We start from the raw sequence: 19,147 nt of genomic DNA on the forward strand, positions 1-19,147 counted from the left end.
ACTTATCATATTGTCACTTATCATTATGAAGCCGTCTATTTATCAGCCGTGTTCTTTATAGGGGGTAGAGAGGAGGATTCCAAGGAAAACTTACAAACAAAAACACCGACACAAGTATATTTTCAACCTTTTAAACGCTATTATTTATATAACCTTATAAGGGTATTAAGCTAATAAAATCAGTGGAAATTTTATTAAACGTTATATGCGCCACCCACTCTTCTTTTGCCAATTTTATAAATAACTATCACCATTATTAGCCTTCACTTTTTTGGCATTTACTTAAGGGATAGAGTCCATGCAAAAAACCATATTATCACTTACGATAGGACTCATTTTCCTCTTGGGTGTGAGCGCTTGCCAACCCAAATCAGATGCGTTATCTGAAGCAAATGAGGCGAAAAATACAGAACAAGTCAATAAGCAGGCATCCTTAGAAAAATCAGCAACCAAAACGACTACCGCAACAGACTCAGCGCTAGACGCAAAAACCTGCTTAGCATTGAGCAAATCCATGGGAAAAGTGGATGACAGCAGCAAGATTGACGCTATTTATGCCATCCAAAAACAATTAACAGCCTGTTTGCCAACGGCCAGTAATGCCGAAGTATTGAATTTGCTAAAAGACTATCAAGCGATGTATGGGCGTTTTTTATGGCAGGAAACTGATATTAGTAATTCAGAATTTGACCAAGATTTTTTTGACGTGATGAATGCCTTAGAGGAAGGCGAAAAAGTAGCGGAAGAAAAACTAAACAATCTGAGCCCACGCGTACGCTACTTGATTGGCCTCATCCAAAATGATGCTGATGTTAGAGTTTACAATTTAGGCGAAGGTTACTATGCCTTTAATCATGATTTGAAAGCAATGGCAGATATTTTTACCCCTTATTTGCGCCAAGACCAAAAAGCATTTATCCAGCGGATGGCAATAGAAAATCAAGACATTTTTTTGAGTGATGCCGCCATTACTACCTCTTTTGAAGAGTTGGTTGAGCGTGCGGTATTTTGGGAAGATTATATAACGCGTTATCCAAATGGCTATGCTGTACAAGATGCAAAGATGCTACTAGATTCGTATCGCTATTACTTATTTTTTGGCTCAGACAATACCGGATGGACGGATGATGATATTCGTGAGTTTCTAGAACCAGAGTATAAGCAGACGATGGTTGCACTCAGCAAACGTCCCGATAGTATTTTAGCAAAAGATGCAAAAAACTATCTTAACTTTATGGCGTTATCCGATAATGAGCGTCAACAGCTTTATCCAGCGCCTAGTACCGATGAAGATGGTGACGAGATGCATTATAGGTCAATGACCTACTATCGATTAAATCAAGCGATGCAGATACCATCCATTTGGCATACTGAGGGTGATAATCGAGAATGCTTGGAAGAGCTGTTTTGCCAAGATATCAGCGTTGATTAATAAAGCGCATTTCAAGCAATAAAAAAGCACCTGCTTTTTAAAGTAAGTGCTTGTTCTAATCGTTATTTTTAACAAACAATCTTAGGGCGTGTCCTCAATTCAATCGATAGACATCTAAATGGTCTAAAAATGGCTAAATTTTGCCAAACTTCGTCAAATAGCTGGGTAATATCCCGATATTAACTGCACTATTTTCCTTGTTTGGCTACAATTTATCTCATTTTTATCACCATTTTTAAAATGAGGACACGCCCTAGTCAATTTTTTAAAAATGATAACCAAGCTTCATGCCAAGTGCGTAGCCCGTTCCATCATCGATATTGGCCACCCGACCATCAACCTTAGTATCGACTGGACCACCTTCAAACCACATATACTGACCGCCCGCAGAAACACTAAGCTGCTCGGTCAATTTGTATTGCGCGCTTAATCCCAAGCTTTTGATAGAGTCATAAGGTCCTAATAAACTGAGCGGCGCACCGGTGCCATGGTCATAACCCAAACGTACTTCGCCTGAGACTTTTGGATTAAACTGCTTACCCAATGCCACCTCAACCGCATAACCGTCTTTTTTATAGGCCGCTAAGGGCTCTTGAGTGGCGTCTAGTGCCAAAGGCGGGGTAACGTTGAATGCACTCCAATCTACCCAGCGTGCGTTGACCATACCCAAGAGCTGATAACGCTCGCTAAGACCCGTTTGGAAGTCTAAATTGACCGACTGCGGCATCTTAACTTCGGTCTTACCCGCTAACGGTAAGGACAACTTATCAGTAGCTGGTCCCGGTGTTACCCCATCACCGCCAGCGATAGGCGGCAAAATAACTTGTAAGTTCTCTACCCCAGATACCTAATATTTGGCGGGCGCGCCGCGCCTATTCAAGGCGTTGAGCATGCCATTGTGTTTGCTGGAGAAAAGCGCAGCTATTTGGAGCAGAGCGCCAAGAGAGATCGTGAGTTTATTGATATTTTAGAGCAAGTGGATTTGGCTTATTTTTCCTTTAAGCCCATGCCGGCATTCAATGCGCCATATTTTAGAATAAGAATAGGCGAGCAAGGCTGCACATCAGAGCAAGGATGCATTGCCACCATACTATGGTTTGAAAAACCGACCCATCTACTAGCCGCCGGTGAAACGGCTAAGCTTGAAGGGTTTGATTTTACTTGTCATGACGGCTTTGCAGGTGGTATGACGCGCTGTACAAAAAATCTCTGGCGCCTCCCTGTGACGGTGGCTCCGGCGGTGAAAAATATTGAGACGCTCGCCTATTGCTTGCCGCAACCGACCACGCTAAAGTTTTATCATTATCAACCAGACAAAGTATTAGCAGAAGAAAAAAGACTGAAAGCACTGATGCCATTTGCCAAGGCGTTTGACATCATTACCTTTCCCATTCAATTTATTATGGTAGAAGATGTTAAATAAGTGCCATTGATTAAAAGGCTACTAATCAATTCAAGATAAAAGAGATATCTTAGGATTTCAGCATCTTTTTGATAGACAACTCTAAAGACAAATACGTACCAAATAATATCACCACCGAGCCGATAATCGCTGGCGTGTCCAAAGCTTCACCAAGCAGCAGATAGCCTAAAATAATGGCAAAAATTGGAATTACTAAGGTAATACTAGTCGCTCGCATCGGACCGATACTTTTAATGAGTTGATTCATAAAAATCAGCGCGATGGCGGTTGAAAAGACACCAATACAAATCACTGATACCCAAGCAGTGAGGCTAATGGTTTTGCCATAGGGAAACTCATACACCGCTATCGGCAGCATGATAATACTGGCAATGATAAGCGAGCCTGCGGTAATCGCGACCGGTGAGACATCGTATAAATAGTTTCTGGTGATATTGGCGCCGACCGCATAACCGACACAGGCCAATAATGCGTAGCCCATCGGCAGTAACCCTGAGCCTGACTCAGCGCCCTGCCCGCTGCCGCCAAATAAGTTCTCACTCATCAAAATAATCACGCCGATCACGCCAATAATTAAGCCGATAATTTGTTTTTTTGACAGTCGGTCTTTAAAAAAGGTGCTGGCGATAAAACCGCTCATCATCGGTACAGAGGCATTAAGCACCGCCAACACCCCAGCATTGACCGAGCGCGCTGAAAAGGCAAACAGGATAAAAGGGATAGCGGCAGAAAATAGTCCGACTAGGGTCAAAACTTTCCAGTTATCACGTATGCCTGCTCTGTTTTTTGAGCTGATTAAAACAAAAACCAACATCACTAAACCGGCAAATACCACCCGCAAACTGGCAAACGCTAGCGAGCCAAATTCCGGCACGCCGATACGGTAAAAAATAAAAGACAGCGACCACATAAAGGACAATGTCATAAAAATAATGAGGTCGCGGTTGGACATGGGTGAATCCTATCAAGCGTTAGACGTTAAAAAAACCACGATGATAACTTTTTAAACGCTTGAGAGCTGTTGTCTTTTTATACTGTTTGCAGATTTTTTATAGCTTTACCTTATCCAAAATAAAATCAATATCTTTATCGCCGCGCCCTGACAAGTTGACCAAAATTGTCTCATCCGCTGACATATCCTTGGCAATTTTCATCGCATAGGCAATGGCGTGTGCTGACTCTAAAGCAGGAATGATACCTTCAAGGCGTGATAGCGCCATATAGGCTTCTAAACATTCTGCATCAGTCGCTGATTCATACGTAGCCAGTTGCAAGTCTCGTAAATGCGAATGCTGTGGCCCAACGCCCGGATAATCTAGACCAGAGGCAATCGAATGTACCGGTGCAGGCTCGTCTTTTTCATCGAGCAATACATAACACTTAAAGCCGTGAATCTCGCCTTTGACGCCGAGCGACATCGTCGCCGCATGATTGGGTGTATCCAAGCCCTCACCTGCAGGTTCTACGCCAATTTTTTGTACCTCTGCATCGTCAAAAAAGCCGCTAAACATGCCAATAGCATTGGAGCCGCCGCCAACACAAGCGACCACCTTATTAGGCAACTTACCCGTCGTTGCTAAGAACTGCGCCCGTGCTTCATGTCCGACCACTGACTGAAAGTAGCTGACCATTTCAGGATATGGCGCCGGCCCCAATGCCGAGCCAATCGCAAACATACTGGTATCAAGCTCATTCAAATAAGTTTCAAAAGCGCTATCGACTGCTTCTTTTAGCGTCCCTGCGCCGCGTGAGACTGGCACGATATTGGCACCCAAAATCTTCATCCGGCTGACGTTTGGATGTTCTTTTTTAATATCAACCACACCCATGTGAATCTCACACTCCATACCCATCAAGGCCGCTGCCGTTGCCAATGCGACGCCGTGTTGCCCCGCGCCCGTCTCGGCAATCACCTTTTTTTTGCCTAATTTTTTGGCTAACAACACTTCACCCAAACAGTGATTAATCTTGTGTGCACCCGTATGGTTTAAATCTTCACGTTTAAAATAAATCTGCGCGCCGCCGCAATGCTGGGTCAAACGCTGCGCATGATAAATGGGACTTGGACGACCGACATAAGTCTCACGCAAGCGCTTCATCTCTTTGATAAAGTCGTCGTCTTTGATAATTTCACGAAAACCTACTTCGATCTCACTCATGGCTTTGGCAAGCTCAGGATGACCGATTTTGCCACCGAACTCACCATATAAACCCTCGCTATTCGGCAAGATGGATTGATGTAAACCGTAGCCCGTGGCGGTATTTTTCGTTGTCATAGTTAAACCTTATCGTTTTAAATGGAATATTAATATTGTTGTCTTTGCCGAATTATTTAGCTTTTTTAAGGATAAAAATAATTGAATGTATTTGTGTTCTAGTACATTGAAACAAGATAATAAGGTAAATTCTCTATTTGGTCAAGTTTACGCCTTACTCTAAAAACAATTTGCTAAGTCATTAGCTAAACCATTGACTAAAAACTGGCAAGAATAATCGATGAACGAAAGCCCGATTTGCCTATAAGTATTACAGCAATCGTGTGACTGAAATAACAACGCAACCTTTGTTTGTTAATATAGCGCTCTTTTACCTTGTCGCACCTTTTTGGTCGAAAGCGAATAGTATTCAATATGAGCTTTTTTTAGCTTAAATATCAAATTAGGATACACCATGCAACGACGCCAACTGATTAAAGCGATGGGTTTAAGCTTAGGCGCTATCAGCACCTCCGCTGCGGTGAGTGGCTGCCAAACGCTTGCCAAGCAGCCAAAACTACCAAGCACCATCACCCAAGCTGGATACTTTCCCAATATCATCGTCGGTAGTGGCTATGGCGGCGCGGTATCAGCGCTACGATTAAGCGAAAAAGGTCATAAAGTATTGATACTTGAGATGGGTATGCGCTGGGATAGAACGCCAAATCACGACACCTTTTGCAAAATGATTAGCGTCGATAAACGCTCAAGCTGGTTTAGCAATATGCCAAACGCCCCTATCCCGATTCCAATTCCTATCAGAAAATACCCGGGAGTTTTGGATTTAATCGAATACGACGATATGAAAGTATTCGCAGGGCGTGCTTATGGCGGCGGCTCCATCGTCAATGGCGCGATTGCCATTCAGCCAAGACGCGCGCATTTTGAAGCAGTGTTTCCTTGGATTGATTCTAATGAGATGTACGATACTTATTTTCCCCGTGCCATGAAAAATCTGAAAGTCAGTAAAATCCCTGAATCGTTTTTTAATGAGTCCGAGCATTATGAATACACTCGCGCAGCTGAACGCCAAGCAGCAAAAGCGGGACTAAAAACAGAGTTCTTTGGTAATAGCTATGACTTTGATTATATGCAAAAGGAAGCGCGCGGCGAAGTCTATGCGTCGGCATTGGGCGGCGAAGTCATTTATGGCAATAACGCTGGCAAGTTTTCACTTGATTTAACCTACCTAAAAGACGCTGAAGCAACGGGGAACATTACAGTCAAAACCTTACGCAAAGTTAATAGCATCCAAGCGCTCGACAATGAGCAACTGCGCCTAGAAGTGCATGTCATCAATAAAACTGGCGGCGTGGATAAAGTTGAGCATTACACTTGCGATAAGCTCTTCCTTAATGCGGGCAGTGCTGGCACCTCAGAGTTACTGCTTAAAAGCCAAGCCGAAGGCAAGCTTAATAACCTAAACGAACACATCGGCAAACATTGGGGACCCAACGGTAACATCATGACGGGACGCAATTTCGTCCACGCGGCTGGCACCACCCAATCCACCATTCCGGTCAAAGGCATCAATATGTGGGACGGCGATAGAGGTGGCTCAAAGTACAAAATCTTTGCCGAACTCGCGCCCTTACCACTAGGACTTGAGACTTGGACGACGCTCTATCTCGCCATCACTGACAATCCAGAACGCGGCAACTATTACTATGATAAAGCCAGCAAAACCGTCAAGCTGAACTGGAAACGCGAGCAAAACGAATACTCGGTGAATGCTGCTAAAGAGCTGATAGAAAAGCTCGCCAAAGTAAATGGTGGATCAACTTCAAGTTTGCTGTTTACCAAAGGCTTCGGCGATAACTTCTGCTATCACCCACTTGGCGGTTGCGTACTTGGCAAAGCGACCGATGAGGTTGGTCGCGTCAAAGGGCACAAAAACATTTATGTGCAAGATGGCGCGTTAATCCCCGGTAGCGCTGGCGTCAATCCATATGTCTTTATCACGGGACTTGCTGAGCGGAATATGGCGACTATTCTGAAGGAAGATTTTGGGTAGGGTTTAGTAGGATTAAAACGCTTTTTAGGAGCGTTTTTTGGGTTTGATGAATTTGACCTTGCTACCCACTTCTATCTGCTCATGTGAGAGATTGTTTATTGAAGTAAATGATCGATATTATATGATGCTTTATGCTATCAGCAAATTATCCAACACACTTTTATTAATGACCAGTTTACGTATACCATCAAAAGCAAGCACGTTACCTTCTAGCATCGTCCTGTATTTTTTGTTTGTTATAGTACTTTATCTTCTACTAGGATGAATACGTTCTTTTAGAATCTTAGCTAAATCTTCAACAGATAATGGACCAAAATTCATAGTTTCTTGTATTTCTTTAAACATATTAAGCATTCTTTCATGACCATCTAAAGAAGGAAAATGTGAGTTGAAGTTTCGACCTTTAAACTCTTCAAATCGATCCAATTCATTTACAATGAATGATGCTATCCCCATATAAGATGATTCATTATTACCATCGAAGCCAGGGAACTTAGGATTCTCACCAAATGGCTTAGCAACAGTTTCCTGTAAGTATTCTTTTTCTTTTTCTGAAAGTTGTTCATAGCTATATTCTATAGAGCTCCACATACCTAAAATATCAAGGACTTCTTTAACAATCTCTGGATCGTCTTGATCTTCAAAAGGTATTCCAGAATACTTCCAAGGTATCGCCCAGATATTGTTACTAAAGATTGCAGAGCGAATAAATTCTGACTCAATTTCTCCATTAATTTCTAATCGATCATATAGCTCACTAAGCATTAAAAGTATAAGCTTTTCACCATCTGAAATTTTCATGATATTTACCAAATTTATTTAGCTGAAACAGGATACTCTCGCTGCTCATCAGCGAGATCTTTAACAAAAGGCATAAAGCTATTTATCTTATAATATATGCGCTTTCCTACATTTTTTATGACTTCAGGACTGGATGCTTCTGATAGATCCTCAATATCTTTTTTCAACTCATCGCATAGTAAACTAGCCTTGTTCACGAAATCATTAGAAAAGTTTGAGCTTTGCTCATTAATAAACCTTGCATACTCTTCAACATCCTTTGCAATACTATGAAAATCAATACCTTTAAGATTTTTCGTATTGCATGAAGGTCCTATTCTTGAAACGACAGATAATATTCTATCTGTTTGTGCATGAACCTTTGACACTTCACCTAATCGTCTTCGATCAATCATTTCGTTTCTAGCTTCCTCTGCTTTAGAGGCTGATGCAGCGGCTTTCTTCGCTTCCAAGAATGCCCATACAGCAGCTCCTATAGATGCAACCGAACCAAATATCGATAATAAGCTTTCCATCTATACCTCGAATTTCCTTTACACTTCACTAACGCAATATCTAACAGAATAATACTAGCGAGAATATATGGTTTTTTATGTTGCAAGAGATCGTTATATACTTTTCCACTCATTCATTCTTTGTCGAGATATTTCTACTGCACTCTCAGAGAATAGTTCAGGATAGCGAAGTATTACTGCTTCGAAAGCATAGGCTTCCAAGCCCATCTCTAATAATGCGGTATAACCTTTTGTCTCAGATTTACGATCAACAGCGCGCTCGACAGCATTAATTATTCCGTATTTTTGAATCATTGGCCAAGTTCTAGATGCGCGTGTTTTCTTACCATTTTTGGCACTTAGCACCTCTTCATAAGCATAGACTGCTTTTATAGCTTCTTTCTCTGCCGACGTTTCAGCACCATGATTTTCAGCTTTTAAGTGAATAGCTCGTTCTTTTGCTTGTTTTACCAAATCTTCTCTGCCTGCATTCAAAGCATTTTTAGCAAAAATCTCACATTTCTTAGGAGTGTCTAAGTTTTTTATCCTTTCATTCATAACCAAACCTCTTCTTATGCATCAGTTAGCTGGTTTGAACCAATGCTATTTGTTACTTAATATCAGTCATAATCATAACAGAAAGACTAAAAATAAGTTAACTTCTTAAAACCTCAGACTTAAACCGCTCCCATACCACACACCCATTGAAATCCAATCTCGCATCGGCAACAATGACAGTACTTATTTATAAAAGCCAAACTAAAAATCTCTGCCCAAAAGGACAAGTAATGAAACTGCGCATCTTAAAATCTAGCGTTACCAACCCTTGGTTTAACCTCGCGACCGAGGATTGGATATTTAATACGCTCAATCCCGACTCGCACACGCTATTCTTATGGCGCAATAGCGAGACCGTGGTCATTGGGCGCTCGCAAAATCCGTGGGTAGAATGCAAAATCGATAAGATGGAAGCCGACGATGTGTTTTTGGCGCGGCGTCAGAGTGGCGGTGGCGCAGTGTTTCATGATTTAGACAATACCAACTTTACCTTTTTGTCGCCCAAAGCCGACTACGACCAAGACGCGAACTTCACCATTATTATTAATGCGCTAAAAAAGTTAGGCATAGACGCGGATTTATCTGGCCGTAACGACATGCAAGTCGGTGATAAGAAAATATCAGGCAGCGCTTTTAAACATGCGGCGAATCGTAGCTTTCATCACGGGACATTACTGGTAAATGCCAACATGCAAAAGCTGGGCGATTATCTCAATCCGCATCCGCTTAAGCTAAAAGCCAAAGGCATCAAGTCCGTGCGTGCGCGCGTCGCTAACTTGGTTGAGTTTAATGAAGACATCAATCACGAGACGTTATCTGAGGCGATTATCGAAGCGTTTTGTGAATACTATCGTGACAAAGATTATGGCGACACTACGCCAGTCGAAGAATTGGATGAAGCGACGCTCGCAAAAGAGCCATCATTAAATAAATACTATGAGCAAATGGCAGATTGGGATTGGCGCTTTGGCAAAACCCCTGAATTCAGCCATCATATTGAGACGCGCTTTGATTGGGGCATTATTGATTTGCACCTTGATGTGAAGCAAGCAGTGATACGCGATGTTGTCATCTTCTCTGATGCGCTAAACGTTGAATTGATTGAGCTATTAAAAGACACGCTGACTGACATTAAATATAATAAAGTCGACATCAAAACCAACCTTGATGAATTAGGCAAAGCGCATGCGGATTTGGTGGCGCAGATTGATGATGTGTCTAAATGGTTGATTGGGCAGATGGAAGGTTAGATTTTTGCTTGTTATTTATAGTAAGTAAAGAGACTCAAGTTCCTCTTGTAGCCGATTGCTCAAACGCTTTTATGCCTTACGCTGACTGAGCTTACCGTATAAATCATACCTTTAGACAAACTTAAGTTTGATATTTTACGCTGTAGCCATCTATAATGTGATGCAAATAATAGATCCGCTATAAAAGTCCAAACTTTAAACGTTTAAGCAAGGTAGCACTATGGCAGCCTATATCACCGTCGGCGCAAAGACCTCTCATGGTGGGACGGTCATCTCCGGCTCACCGCACACCACTCATAACGGTATCCCAGTCGCGCGTAAAGGCGATAAAGTCATCTGTAAAAAATGCAAAAAGGTCACCACTATTCTTAGTGGTGACCCATCCTTTATTGTCGATGGTGCGCCTATTGCACGCGGCGGTGATGTCACCAGCTGCGGTGCTAAGCTGATTGCTAGTCAGCAGTCGTTTTGTGAATCGAATTTTGAGGTAATGGGAGTTGAGCAGGCGGTGCCTTTAGTGTTTGCGAAGTCGGATGTAGATAGTTTATTTGATGAAAAGATAGAAGATGAGATTTACGATGATAGATTTCAATTACTTGATAAAGTTACTCAACTACCATTAGCTCATGCAAATTATAGACTAGTTTATGATGGAAAATCAGTTGAGGGTCAGACAAACGTTGAAGGCTTTACAGAGATAATTGAAGCAAACTATTCAGCAGAAGTAAATATCTATTTATTGGTAGGTAAGGACCAATAACATGGCACAAAGAGAGATTAGCTGCGGTAGTTACCATTTAACTAGAGCTGATAACAATGGTAATAAATGCATAGATGTGGAGATAGGAAGGAAGCTAACTTCGGGTGAAACAAACCTTGCTAAAGAAATGTTTGGTAATAGCATAGATTACACTAAAGTACATATCTATGACAAAAAATGGGCTTTTTTTCAGGGTAAGAGAGTAGCTATGACTCCTGATGGTAATATATATTTTGCTCCTGATGTCTACACGAAAGACTTTTCTTTAGCCTCAGCTAGTACTAAGCATTTCTTTATACATGAAATGACTCATGTTTGGCAATATCAAAATGGACAAGCCGTATTAACACGTGCTGGTACTTCGCAAGTGTTGATAGAACTTCCAAGTAAAATTGGTTTAGGAAATGGTGCATATACATATCAGCTTGATGTCCGAAAAGATTTACTTGATTATGGAGTTGAACAACAAGCGTCTATCGTTGCGGATTATTGGGCTATGAAGAATGGGGTCATTGACAAAGTTAAGCAAAGAGCTACTAATCGTAGCGAAGCATATTTAGCTCATTATTCAATAGTAGTAGATACAGTAATCAAGAAATAATTGTTATTTACTTTGGTTATGAACTTTTTACAATAATTTTTTCAAAAGGTCTTAAAAATATGACTAAACTTATGAATAATTTTTCATATTACCTTTTAAATTCAATTGTTTTATTGATATCACTTAGTATATCTGGCTGTATCTTTAATAATCCTGCACATAGTCCTTCTATCACTGGGGATATTGAAATATTAAAAGATAGTAAAGGTGACTTATGTTTTATGCCTTTGCTTGACTCTGCTACATTTATGGAAGAATCTGTAAACGTAAGGAGTATAAATATGGAGTATCTTACTATTTCCGACCCTAATTCAACAGGAGGGGATCGAATCAAAATAAATATTGAGCCTAGAAATCAGGAATATTTTACTTTGAAAGATGGACAAAAAATATGTCTGAATTCTGACAATTCTAAATTAGAAGAAACTGTTTACACACCGTTAGACAAGCAATCATTGTCAGTCTCAATTGCTGGTCTAGATCACAAGAAAGAACTCTCGGTAATTTTCTACAAAGAATTTGACTATCCTTACCTATTTGAGTAATGAGGAATTTCTAGATGCTATTATTGATACAAAAAAGTAAAATAAGGTATTTAGATCGAGTAATGAAGCCTCATACCTTCTATATCTTTAAATTAAACTTTGTACTTTTAGTAGTTAGTCTTTCTGGATGTTTTCAAGATTATCCTACACATAGGCCTCCTATTGAAGGCAGTGTTGATATATCTAAAAATAGCCAAGGTGACTTATGTTTTATGCCAGTGTTTAGCTCTGCCACTGTTATGGAAAATCCTATAAATTTTAATTATATTAAAATGGAAGAGCTTGTTGTATTAGATCCCCATGTAGAAGTAAGTAGTCATGTCAAAATACAAATTAAACCTACGAATAAAGATTACTTCACTTTGAGAGATGGTCAGAAGGTATGCTTAAACTCTGATAACGTCAATTTAAAACAGACTGTTTACTCCAAGTTAGATAAGCAATTATTAGTAGTTTCAATCGGAGGCTTGGATGACAAGGAAGAACACTTTATAAGTTTTCAAAGAAAATTTGACTATCCTTATACACCTGAGTGACAAGAAAAATTAAATGTATCAAAAAAAATTCTATACCTTAACTCAATCTATATTGCTAGCGACAGTGCTATCCAGTAGCTTAATAACTTCTGCTTGTTCAGCGGAGTCTTCAAACACACCTATATTATCTAATCAAAGCCCCCCTACTGAAATATATAAACTCGGACTAGCCTACTATGAAGGTGACTCAGTCCCTGAAGATGATGACAAAGCTTTTGAACTGTTTCAAAAAGCTGCTAATCAAGGTTATGTTCCTGCTAAACATTATCTAGGTATTATGTATTATGAAGGGCTGGGCGTAGATCAAAATTATCAAAAAGCATTTGAATGGATCGAGCAAGCTGCCAACCAAGGATATGCTAATGCTCAATTCGATCTTGGAGTTATATATCATGAAGGTATTGCTGTCGAACAAGATGAGATAAAAAAACTTGAATGGTTTCAACAAGCTGCTAACCAAGGATACACTGATGCTCAATTCAATCTCGGGATTATGTATCATGAGAGTATTGGTATTGAGCAAGATTATCAAAAAGCAATGCAGTGGTATCTATTAGCAGCTAACAATGGATCTTTTGACGCTCAAAATAATATTGGTAATTTTTACGAAAACGGTTATGGTGTGACGCAAGACTATGACAAAGCTTTTGAGTGGTATACCAAAGCGGCTGACCAAGGGTTAGATGTGGCACAACTTAATATTGGTGATCTCTACGAGAATGGCTATGGCGTGCCGCAAGATTATGATAAAGCTTTTGAATGGTACAAAAAAGCGGCCGAGCAAGGCAATCAAGAAGCCAGCAATCGCATTGGTAGATTGGTCATGAACGATAAAATTGACGATACTGGAATTACCATTTACAGCACACAAGAAACTGGTCTCACCTTGGGTTATATTGAAGATAGCTTGAGGAACTAAACAAAGTCATAACTTATAATTAAACAAACAGCAGGAAATCGCTTCCCTGCCGTTTCTTAATTTCTTACTTTAAACTAAACCCTAAATCGCTGCCGCAACCTCAGCCCCATCACGAATCGCCCGTTTGGCATCTAGCTCAGCGGCCAATTTTGCACCACCAATGAGATGGTATTGCGCATCTGGCGCATCGCCAACGTTTGGCATCAGCTCAACGACTGACTCTTGACCCGCACAAACCACAACGCTATCGACACGTAACAGCTGGCTTTGACCTTGGTTATTGGTGATCCAAATACCTTCATTGGTAATTTTATCGTACTGTGCGCCTGATACTTGGATGACGCCGTGTGATTTAACATGGGCGCGGTGTACCCAGCCTGAGGTTTTATTCAGCCCACTGCCCAGGCGACCTTTGCTACGCTGCATCAAATAGACCTGGCGCACAGGCTTGATGGCTTCAGGCTTAATCAAACCACCCTCAGTTTGATAGTTAGTATCATCAGTCACGCCCCACTCTTCGCGCCACTCGCTAATTGACTGCGCTTTTGGACGATAGCTTGGGTCTTTTAATAACTCAGGACCTAGCTCATCTAATGGCTGACCATGCTTGGCGGTCAGATATTCACTAACATCAAAGCCAATACCGCCAGCACCGATGACAGCAACGGTATCACCGACAGATTTTTCACCAGAGAGCAATTCAGCATAGCTCATCACTTGTGGTAAATCAGCACCTTCTAGCTTACCTGCTAGACTTCTAGGAACAACACCAGTCGCAACGATGACATGATGGAATTTGGCTTTCTCTAGCATCGCTTTATCAACCTTAGTATTGAGTTTAATCTCAACGCCTAAGTGCTCAAGCTCATTGATATAGTAGCGAATAGTCTCAAAGAACTCCTCTTTACCTGGGATGACTTTAGCGTAGTTAAACTGTCCACCCAAGATATCTTTGGCTTCAAATAACGTGACCTTATGACCACGCAAGGCGGCAACGTGCGCAGCTGACATACCAGCGACCCCGCCACCGATGACCGCCACCTTTTTAGGTTTTGTGGTTTTCTTATAAACCAATTCCGTCTCATAACACGCTTGCGGATTGACCAGACACGTTGAGCGTTTATTTTCAAAGGTATGGTCGAGGCAAGCTTGGTTACAGGCGATACAGGTATTAATACGATCCGCTTGACCATCTTTGGCTTTATTCACCCAATGGGCATCGGCTAAGAATGGACGCGCCATTTGAATCATATCGGCTTGACCACTGGCGACAATCTCTTCTGCGGTTTCTGGCATATTGATACGGTTGGCGGCCATCATCGGAATATTGATATGCTTCTTAATTTCAGCGGTGAAATCAACAAAAGCGGCACGCGGCACACTGGTGACAATCGTCGGAACACGCGCTTCATGCCAGCCGATACCAGTATTCATAATGGTAACGCCCGCTTCTTCTAAGGCTTTAGCGACAGTGATGACTTCATCCATGACGTTACCGTCTTTGACCAAATCAATCACTGACAAGCGGAATAGGATAATAAAATCTTCACCCGTCGCTTCGCGTACCGCCTTAACGACATCGACCGCAAACTTCATACGATTTTGAATGTTACCGCCGTACTCATCGGTACGTTTATTGACATGACGCGATAAAAATTGATTGAGCAAATAGCCTTCTGAGCCCATGATTTCGACGCCATCATAACCGGCTTGCTTAGCCAATTTTGCACAGCGGGCGTAATCTTTAACCGTTTGCTCGATGTTTTTGATGCTCATCTTACGTGGTTTAAATGGCGAGATTGGCGATTTAATCGGGCTTGCTGACACTGCAAACGGATGATAACCATAGCGACCGCTGTGCAAGATTTGCATGATGATTTTACTATCATATTTATGCGCTGCACGGGTGACGCGTTGATGATTAAGGACATCAGCGCGCGTGTTCATCGTACCGCCAGCCGGTAGCAACCAACCTTCACGATTGGGTGAAATACCGCCCGTAATCATCATTGCCACGCCGCCTTTGGCACGTTCGGCAAAATACGCCGCCAGTTTACCGTAATTATAAAAACGGTCTTCAAGCCCCGTATGCATCGAGCCCATCACCATGCGATTTTTAAGCGTGGTAAAGCCCAAATCGAGCGGCTCAAATAAATGCGGATAGTGCTCGTTGGTGCTGGCGGTCTCAATGGTGTTGGCAGTGCGGCTGGCGGTCATATCATTTTCCTTATGAATGGTTTGTGGGATTACTTCTAAAGAGAGTCAGGCTTTATAAATACAGTCAAGCGATTTAAAAGCAATCGGGATTCTCAAAATTATTCAACTGCGGGATTTAGTATTACCGTTATCCTAACACACCGCTATTCTTATCAGCTATGCGGACAAGCGACTGATGAGTGAGCAATATATTGATGCGAATGTTCAGCAACTTGGTTTATGACTCGATTTTATGGCATTTAGCAAAGCAAACCCCACAAAACCTGCCCAATTTTTAGTTCGATTGGCTATAATAGCTAGGGCATTGTTATAGAAATACGCTATAAGCATGAGCTATGACATGCTAAATATATAAAGCATATACTCAGCGAAATACGAGTTTTCTTGAGTATCAGCAACCGCTTCGCTAAATCCCTGCACCATCGAATACTAGCAATACGATAAAGGACTATCCTAATGACAGACTTCCACACCGGTCTTGGCAAAAACGCTGCCAACTATCAACCGCTTACCCCTATTGACTTCATCATCCGTAGCGCGCAGGTTTATCCTGATAAAACCGCTATCATCTATGACGATTTAGAACACAATAACCTCACGCAAACGTGGCAGCAGACTTATGACCGTTGTCGTCAATTGGCTGATGGTCTGCGTAAATTGGGGATTGATAAAAATGACACCGTGGCGGTCATGATGCCAAACACCCCAGCGATGGTCGAATGTGCTTTTGGCGTACCCATGTCAGGTGGCGTACTTTGCACGCTTAATACCCGTCTAGATATCAATGCGTTAAGTTTTTGTTTGCAACATTCAGAAGCCAAAGTATTAATCTTAGACAGCGAATTTGCTGAGCATGCTGAGATGATTGATGAAGCTTTTCCCAATCTAATCGTGATTCATGCAACCGATGCGGCGCTCGATATTGAACGTTTTGGTAGTATGAGCTATGAAGAATTAATCGCCAGCTCAGACAGCTTGGATAATTGGGAAAAACCATTAGATGAATGGGATGCTATCGCGCTCAACTATACCTCTGGCACCACTGGCAAACCCAAAGGTGTGGTCTACCATCACCGCGGTGCCACGCTCAATGCCGTGTCCAATATTTTAGATTGGGATATGCCCAAGCACCCGATGTATCTATGGACACTGCCATTGTTCCACTGTAATGGTTGGTGTTTCCCATGGACCATCGCTGAGCGCGCGGGCGTCAACGTCTGCTTGCGCAAGATTGACGCTGATTTAATTTTGCAGCTGATTGCCAAGCATAAAGTCACGCACTATTGCTCAGCGCCGGTAGTACACAATATGATTGCCGGCGGCAAACCTGAATATAAAGAAGCCATTAACCATGAAGTCAAAGGCTGGGTCGCTGGTGCGCCGCCGTCTGAAACCATGCTTGCCGCTATGGAAGCGATGGGCTTTCATATCTCGCACGTTTATGGTCTTACCGAAGTCTATGGACCGGTCACTGTTTGCGCTGAGCAAGAAGAATGGGATGCGCTTGATGTCGCTGCTCGCGCGCAAAAGAAATCACGCCAAGGTGTGACGTCGCATTTGATGACAGGCTTTGAGCTGTTTAAACAAGGGACTACTGAGCCAGTTGCTGCAGATGGCGAAGAGATGGGTGAGCTGGCACTGCGCGGTAATATGGTGATGAAAGGTTACCTAAAAAGCCGTAAAGCCACCGAAGAAGCCTTTGCTGATGGTTGGTTCCGCACCGGTGATTTGGGCGTCAAATACCCTGATGGCTATATCAAAATCATGGATAGGCTTAAAGACATCATCATCTCAGGTGGCGAAAATATCTCTAGTATCGAAGTCGAAAACGTCTTATATAAAATGCCTGAAGTGCAAAGCTGTGCTGTCGTCGCCGCGCCGCATGACAAATGGGGCGAAGTGCCTGTCGCCTTTATCGAGATTCATGCTGGTAGCACCTTACAACGCGATAATGTGATGGCGCATTGCAAGCAGCATTTGGCTGGATTTAAAGTGCCAAAATATATTATCTTTGCTGAAATCCCTAAAACCAGCACCGGTAAAGTGCAGAAGTTTGAGCTGCGTCAGGCGGCAAAATCATTGGCACATGAGACGCCAAAAGTCAGCCCAAGTACCACGTAGGACAATGCAATATAAGCTTTTTGTATGCTAAGTCATTGAGTATAAAAAAGGTCACCCTAATGAATGTAGGCTGACCTTTTTGCTTAGCTATTATTAACCAAACGACTAATTAAGCTTTGGCTCAAGCCATTGATAGACCAGCATGCCGATTATCATCGCTGGGATAAAGACGTAAGCTTGCCATTGTCCGGTACCTAGCAGCACGATACCCGGTCCTGGGCAAATACCCACCAAGCCCCAACCGATACCGAATAGCATCGCGCCGATTAGCAGTTTTTTATTGATGGTGGTTTTGGTTGGCATCTCAATCAAGGTGCCAATCCAGCTATTCTTTTGTCGCTTAGCCAGTTGCACGCCGACTATCGCTACTGCAAGACCGCCGCCCATCACCAGTGCTAGAGAAATATCCCACGCACCAAAGACGTCCAAAAAGCCCTGTACTTTAGCAGGGTCGGTCATCCCTGATATCAGCAGTCCAAAACCGAATAATAACCCTGCCAGTAATCCAATTATATTTTTTAGCATGTTTGTTTCTCGCACCTAATGTGTTAATCCAAGCTGTTATAACAATCTATTATGATTAGCTGTTATAAACAATATTCATCGCTGTCTTCGCAACGTGCTGTCTATATGACTTTTAAATCAAGCCCAAGACATGGCGACCAACATAAACGGTCACAATACCAAACAACATAAAGGTCGCCGTCGCCGCCATCGAACGTGGTGACAGTCGCGCATTACCGCAGATACCATGGCCGCTAGTACAGCCTGAACCTAAACGCGTGCCAAAGCCGACCAGCAAACCTGCGCCAATTAATAACGGTATAGAAGTACTTACTTCTATCACTGGTAACGGATTGACCAAACGATATAATAACGGCGAGATAACAAGACCGGCGATAAATAACACCTGCCACATCTCAACGCGCTTGGGTTTTAAGAGACTTGAGAAAATACCACTAATACCCGCAATACGACCAATACCCAATAGCAGAATAACGGTCGCCACCCCTAGCATAAGACCGCCTACCAAGGAGATTGGCGTAAATGCCTGCCAGTCTATTTGTATACTCATAATGTTTACCTAAGCCAATTTTTATCAAATATAGATTTAAATTCGTTTTATATAAATACATTATATAATAAAATATAATAAATAGGTAAAAAAATACTGAACCCTCGTTACACAGGCTCAGTATCCTTTTTACTATAAAAACAGCT

General features: G+C 42.1%; 19 protein-coding genes. 10 read left to right on the top strand and 9 right to left on the bottom strand.

Annotated features, from left to right (window positions below; all coding sequences use genetic code 11):
• Window positions 1–298: 298 nt before the first annotated feature.
• Entirely contained in the window at window positions 299–1,432 is a 1,134-nt protein-coding gene (locus ACP7AA_RS07200) for a hypothetical protein (RefSeq protein WP_426223090.1), read from the top strand.
• A 265-nt stretch (window positions 1,433–1,697) separates the two neighbouring features.
• Here ACP7AA_RS07200 and ACP7AA_RS07205 read toward each other — a convergent pair whose 3' ends face one another.
• Window positions 1,698–2,249 (bottom strand): hypothetical protein, encoded by a 552-nt coding sequence (locus ACP7AA_RS07205; protein ID WP_426223091.1) that lies wholly within the window; start codon window positions 2,247–2,249, stop codon window positions 1,698–1,700.
• 81 nt (window positions 2,250–2,330) lie between these two features.
• On the opposite strand from ACP7AA_RS07205, the gene ACP7AA_RS07210 reads away from it, so the two are divergent.
• Window positions 2,331–2,855: a hypothetical protein gene (locus tag ACP7AA_RS07210; RefSeq protein WP_426223092.1), complete on the top strand. Its 525-nt coding sequence runs from the start codon at window positions 2,331–2,333 to the stop codon at window positions 2,853–2,855.
• A 49-nt stretch (window positions 2,856–2,904) separates the two neighbouring features.
• Here the strand turns inward: ACP7AA_RS07210 and ACP7AA_RS07215 are convergent, their stop codons facing one another.
• Complete coding sequence (locus ACP7AA_RS07215) at window positions 2,905–3,807, bottom strand: DMT family transporter (RefSeq protein ID WP_298869988.1); 903 nt, start codon at window positions 3,805–3,807, stop codon at window positions 2,905–2,907.
• A gap of 97 nt (window positions 3,808–3,904) precedes the next feature.
• Complete coding sequence (trpB, locus tag ACP7AA_RS07220) at window positions 3,905–5,131, bottom strand: tryptophan synthase subunit beta (RefSeq protein WP_426223093.1); 1,227 nt, start codon at window positions 5,129–5,131, stop codon at window positions 3,905–3,907.
• Between the two features lie 394 nt (window positions 5,132–5,525).
• Here trpB and ACP7AA_RS07225 point away from each other — a divergent pair, with 394 nt between their 5' ends.
• The gene (locus ACP7AA_RS07225; protein WP_426223094.1) at window positions 5,526–7,124 is read left to right on the top strand and encodes a GMC oxidoreductase; all 1,599 of its coding nucleotides are present in this window, start codon (window positions 5,526–5,528) and stop codon (window positions 7,122–7,124) included.
• 246 nt (window positions 7,125–7,370) lie between these two features.
• On the opposite strand, the gene ACP7AA_RS07230 is transcribed toward ACP7AA_RS07225, so the two are convergent.
• From ACP7AA_RS07230 to ACP7AA_RS07240, 3 genes are all read right to left on the bottom strand, one after another.
• Window positions 7,371–7,925, bottom strand: a complete 555-nt coding sequence (locus tag ACP7AA_RS07230) for a YfbU family protein (RefSeq protein ID WP_087814528.1) — start codon at window positions 7,923–7,925, stop codon at window positions 7,371–7,373.
• 14 nt (window positions 7,926–7,939) lie between these two features.
• Window positions 7,940–8,440, bottom strand: coding sequence for a hypothetical protein (locus tag ACP7AA_RS07235; RefSeq protein ID WP_087814527.1), 501 nt, complete (start codon window positions 8,438–8,440; stop codon window positions 7,940–7,942).
• Window positions 8,441–8,533: 93 nt separating this feature from the next.
• Complete coding sequence (locus ACP7AA_RS07240; protein WP_087814526.1) at window positions 8,534–8,977, bottom strand: hypothetical protein; 444 nt, start codon at window positions 8,975–8,977, stop codon at window positions 8,534–8,536.
• 230 nt (window positions 8,978–9,207) lie between these two features.
• On the opposite strand from ACP7AA_RS07240, the gene ACP7AA_RS07245 reads away from it, so the two are divergent.
• The 6 genes from ACP7AA_RS07245 to ACP7AA_RS07270 all read left to right on the top strand — a co-directional run bounded on the left by ACP7AA_RS07245 (window position 9,208) and on the right by ACP7AA_RS07270 (window position 13,588).
• Window positions 9,208–10,227: a lipoate--protein ligase gene (locus ACP7AA_RS07245; protein WP_426223095.1), complete on the top strand. Its 1,020-nt coding sequence runs from the start codon at window positions 9,208–9,210 to the stop codon at window positions 10,225–10,227.
• Between the two features lie 220 nt (window positions 10,228–10,447).
• Window positions 10,448–10,987 carry a PAAR domain-containing protein gene (locus ACP7AA_RS07250; RefSeq protein ID WP_426223096.1) on the top strand — a complete coding sequence of 180 codons (540 nt, stop codon included), beginning with the start codon at window positions 10,448–10,450 and terminating at the stop codon, window positions 10,985–10,987.
• 1 nt (window position 10,988) lies between these two features.
• Window positions 10,989–11,588, top strand: coding sequence for a hypothetical protein (locus ACP7AA_RS07255; RefSeq protein ID WP_298905698.1), 600 nt, complete (start codon window positions 10,989–10,991; stop codon window positions 11,586–11,588).
• 59 nt (window positions 11,589–11,647) lie between these two features.
• Entirely contained in the window at window positions 11,648–12,133 is a 486-nt protein-coding gene (locus tag ACP7AA_RS07260) for a hypothetical protein (protein WP_426223097.1), read from the top strand.
• 62 nt (window positions 12,134–12,195) lie between these two features.
• Window positions 12,196–12,669: a hypothetical protein gene (locus tag ACP7AA_RS07265; RefSeq protein ID WP_426223098.1), complete on the top strand. Its 474-nt coding sequence runs from the start codon at window positions 12,196–12,198 to the stop codon at window positions 12,667–12,669.
• Between the two features lie 13 nt (window positions 12,670–12,682).
• On the top strand, window positions 12,683–13,588 hold the full coding sequence (locus tag ACP7AA_RS07270; RefSeq protein ID WP_298905704.1) for a tetratricopeptide repeat protein: 906 nt from the start codon (window positions 12,683–12,685) through the stop codon (window positions 13,586–13,588).
• 81 nt (window positions 13,589–13,669) lie between these two features.
• Here the strand turns inward: ACP7AA_RS07270 and ACP7AA_RS07275 are convergent, their stop codons facing one another.
• Complete coding sequence (locus tag ACP7AA_RS07275) at window positions 13,670–15,805, bottom strand: FAD-dependent oxidoreductase (RefSeq protein WP_426223099.1); 2,136 nt, start codon at window positions 15,803–15,805, stop codon at window positions 13,670–13,672.
• 456 nt (window positions 15,806–16,261) lie between these two features.
• Here ACP7AA_RS07275 and ACP7AA_RS07280 point away from each other — a divergent pair, with 456 nt between their 5' ends.
• Window positions 16,262–17,926, top strand: a complete 1,665-nt coding sequence (locus ACP7AA_RS07280; protein ID WP_426223100.1) for an AMP-binding protein — start codon at window positions 16,262–16,264, stop codon at window positions 17,924–17,926.
• Window positions 17,927–18,031: 105 nt separating this feature from the next.
• On the opposite strand, the gene ACP7AA_RS07285 is transcribed toward ACP7AA_RS07280, so the two are convergent.
• Together ACP7AA_RS07285 and ACP7AA_RS07290 are read right to left on the bottom strand one after the other, a co-directional pair.
• Window positions 18,032–18,451: a DUF6691 family protein gene (locus ACP7AA_RS07285; protein WP_201618990.1), complete on the bottom strand. Its 420-nt coding sequence runs from the start codon at window positions 18,449–18,451 to the stop codon at window positions 18,032–18,034.
• 112 nt (window positions 18,452–18,563) lie between these two features.
• Window positions 18,564–19,001, bottom strand: a complete 438-nt coding sequence (locus tag ACP7AA_RS07290; RefSeq protein ID WP_201564499.1) for a YeeE/YedE family protein — start codon at window positions 18,999–19,001, stop codon at window positions 18,564–18,566.
• Between the last annotated feature and the right edge of the window lie 146 nt (window positions 19,002–19,147).

Origin of the sequence: Psychrobacter sp. DWR1-2-3 (genome assembly GCF_049896465.1) — a bacterium.
Taxonomy (GTDB): Bacteria; Pseudomonadota; Gammaproteobacteria; order Pseudomonadales; family Moraxellaceae; genus Psychrobacter; species Psychrobacter maritimus.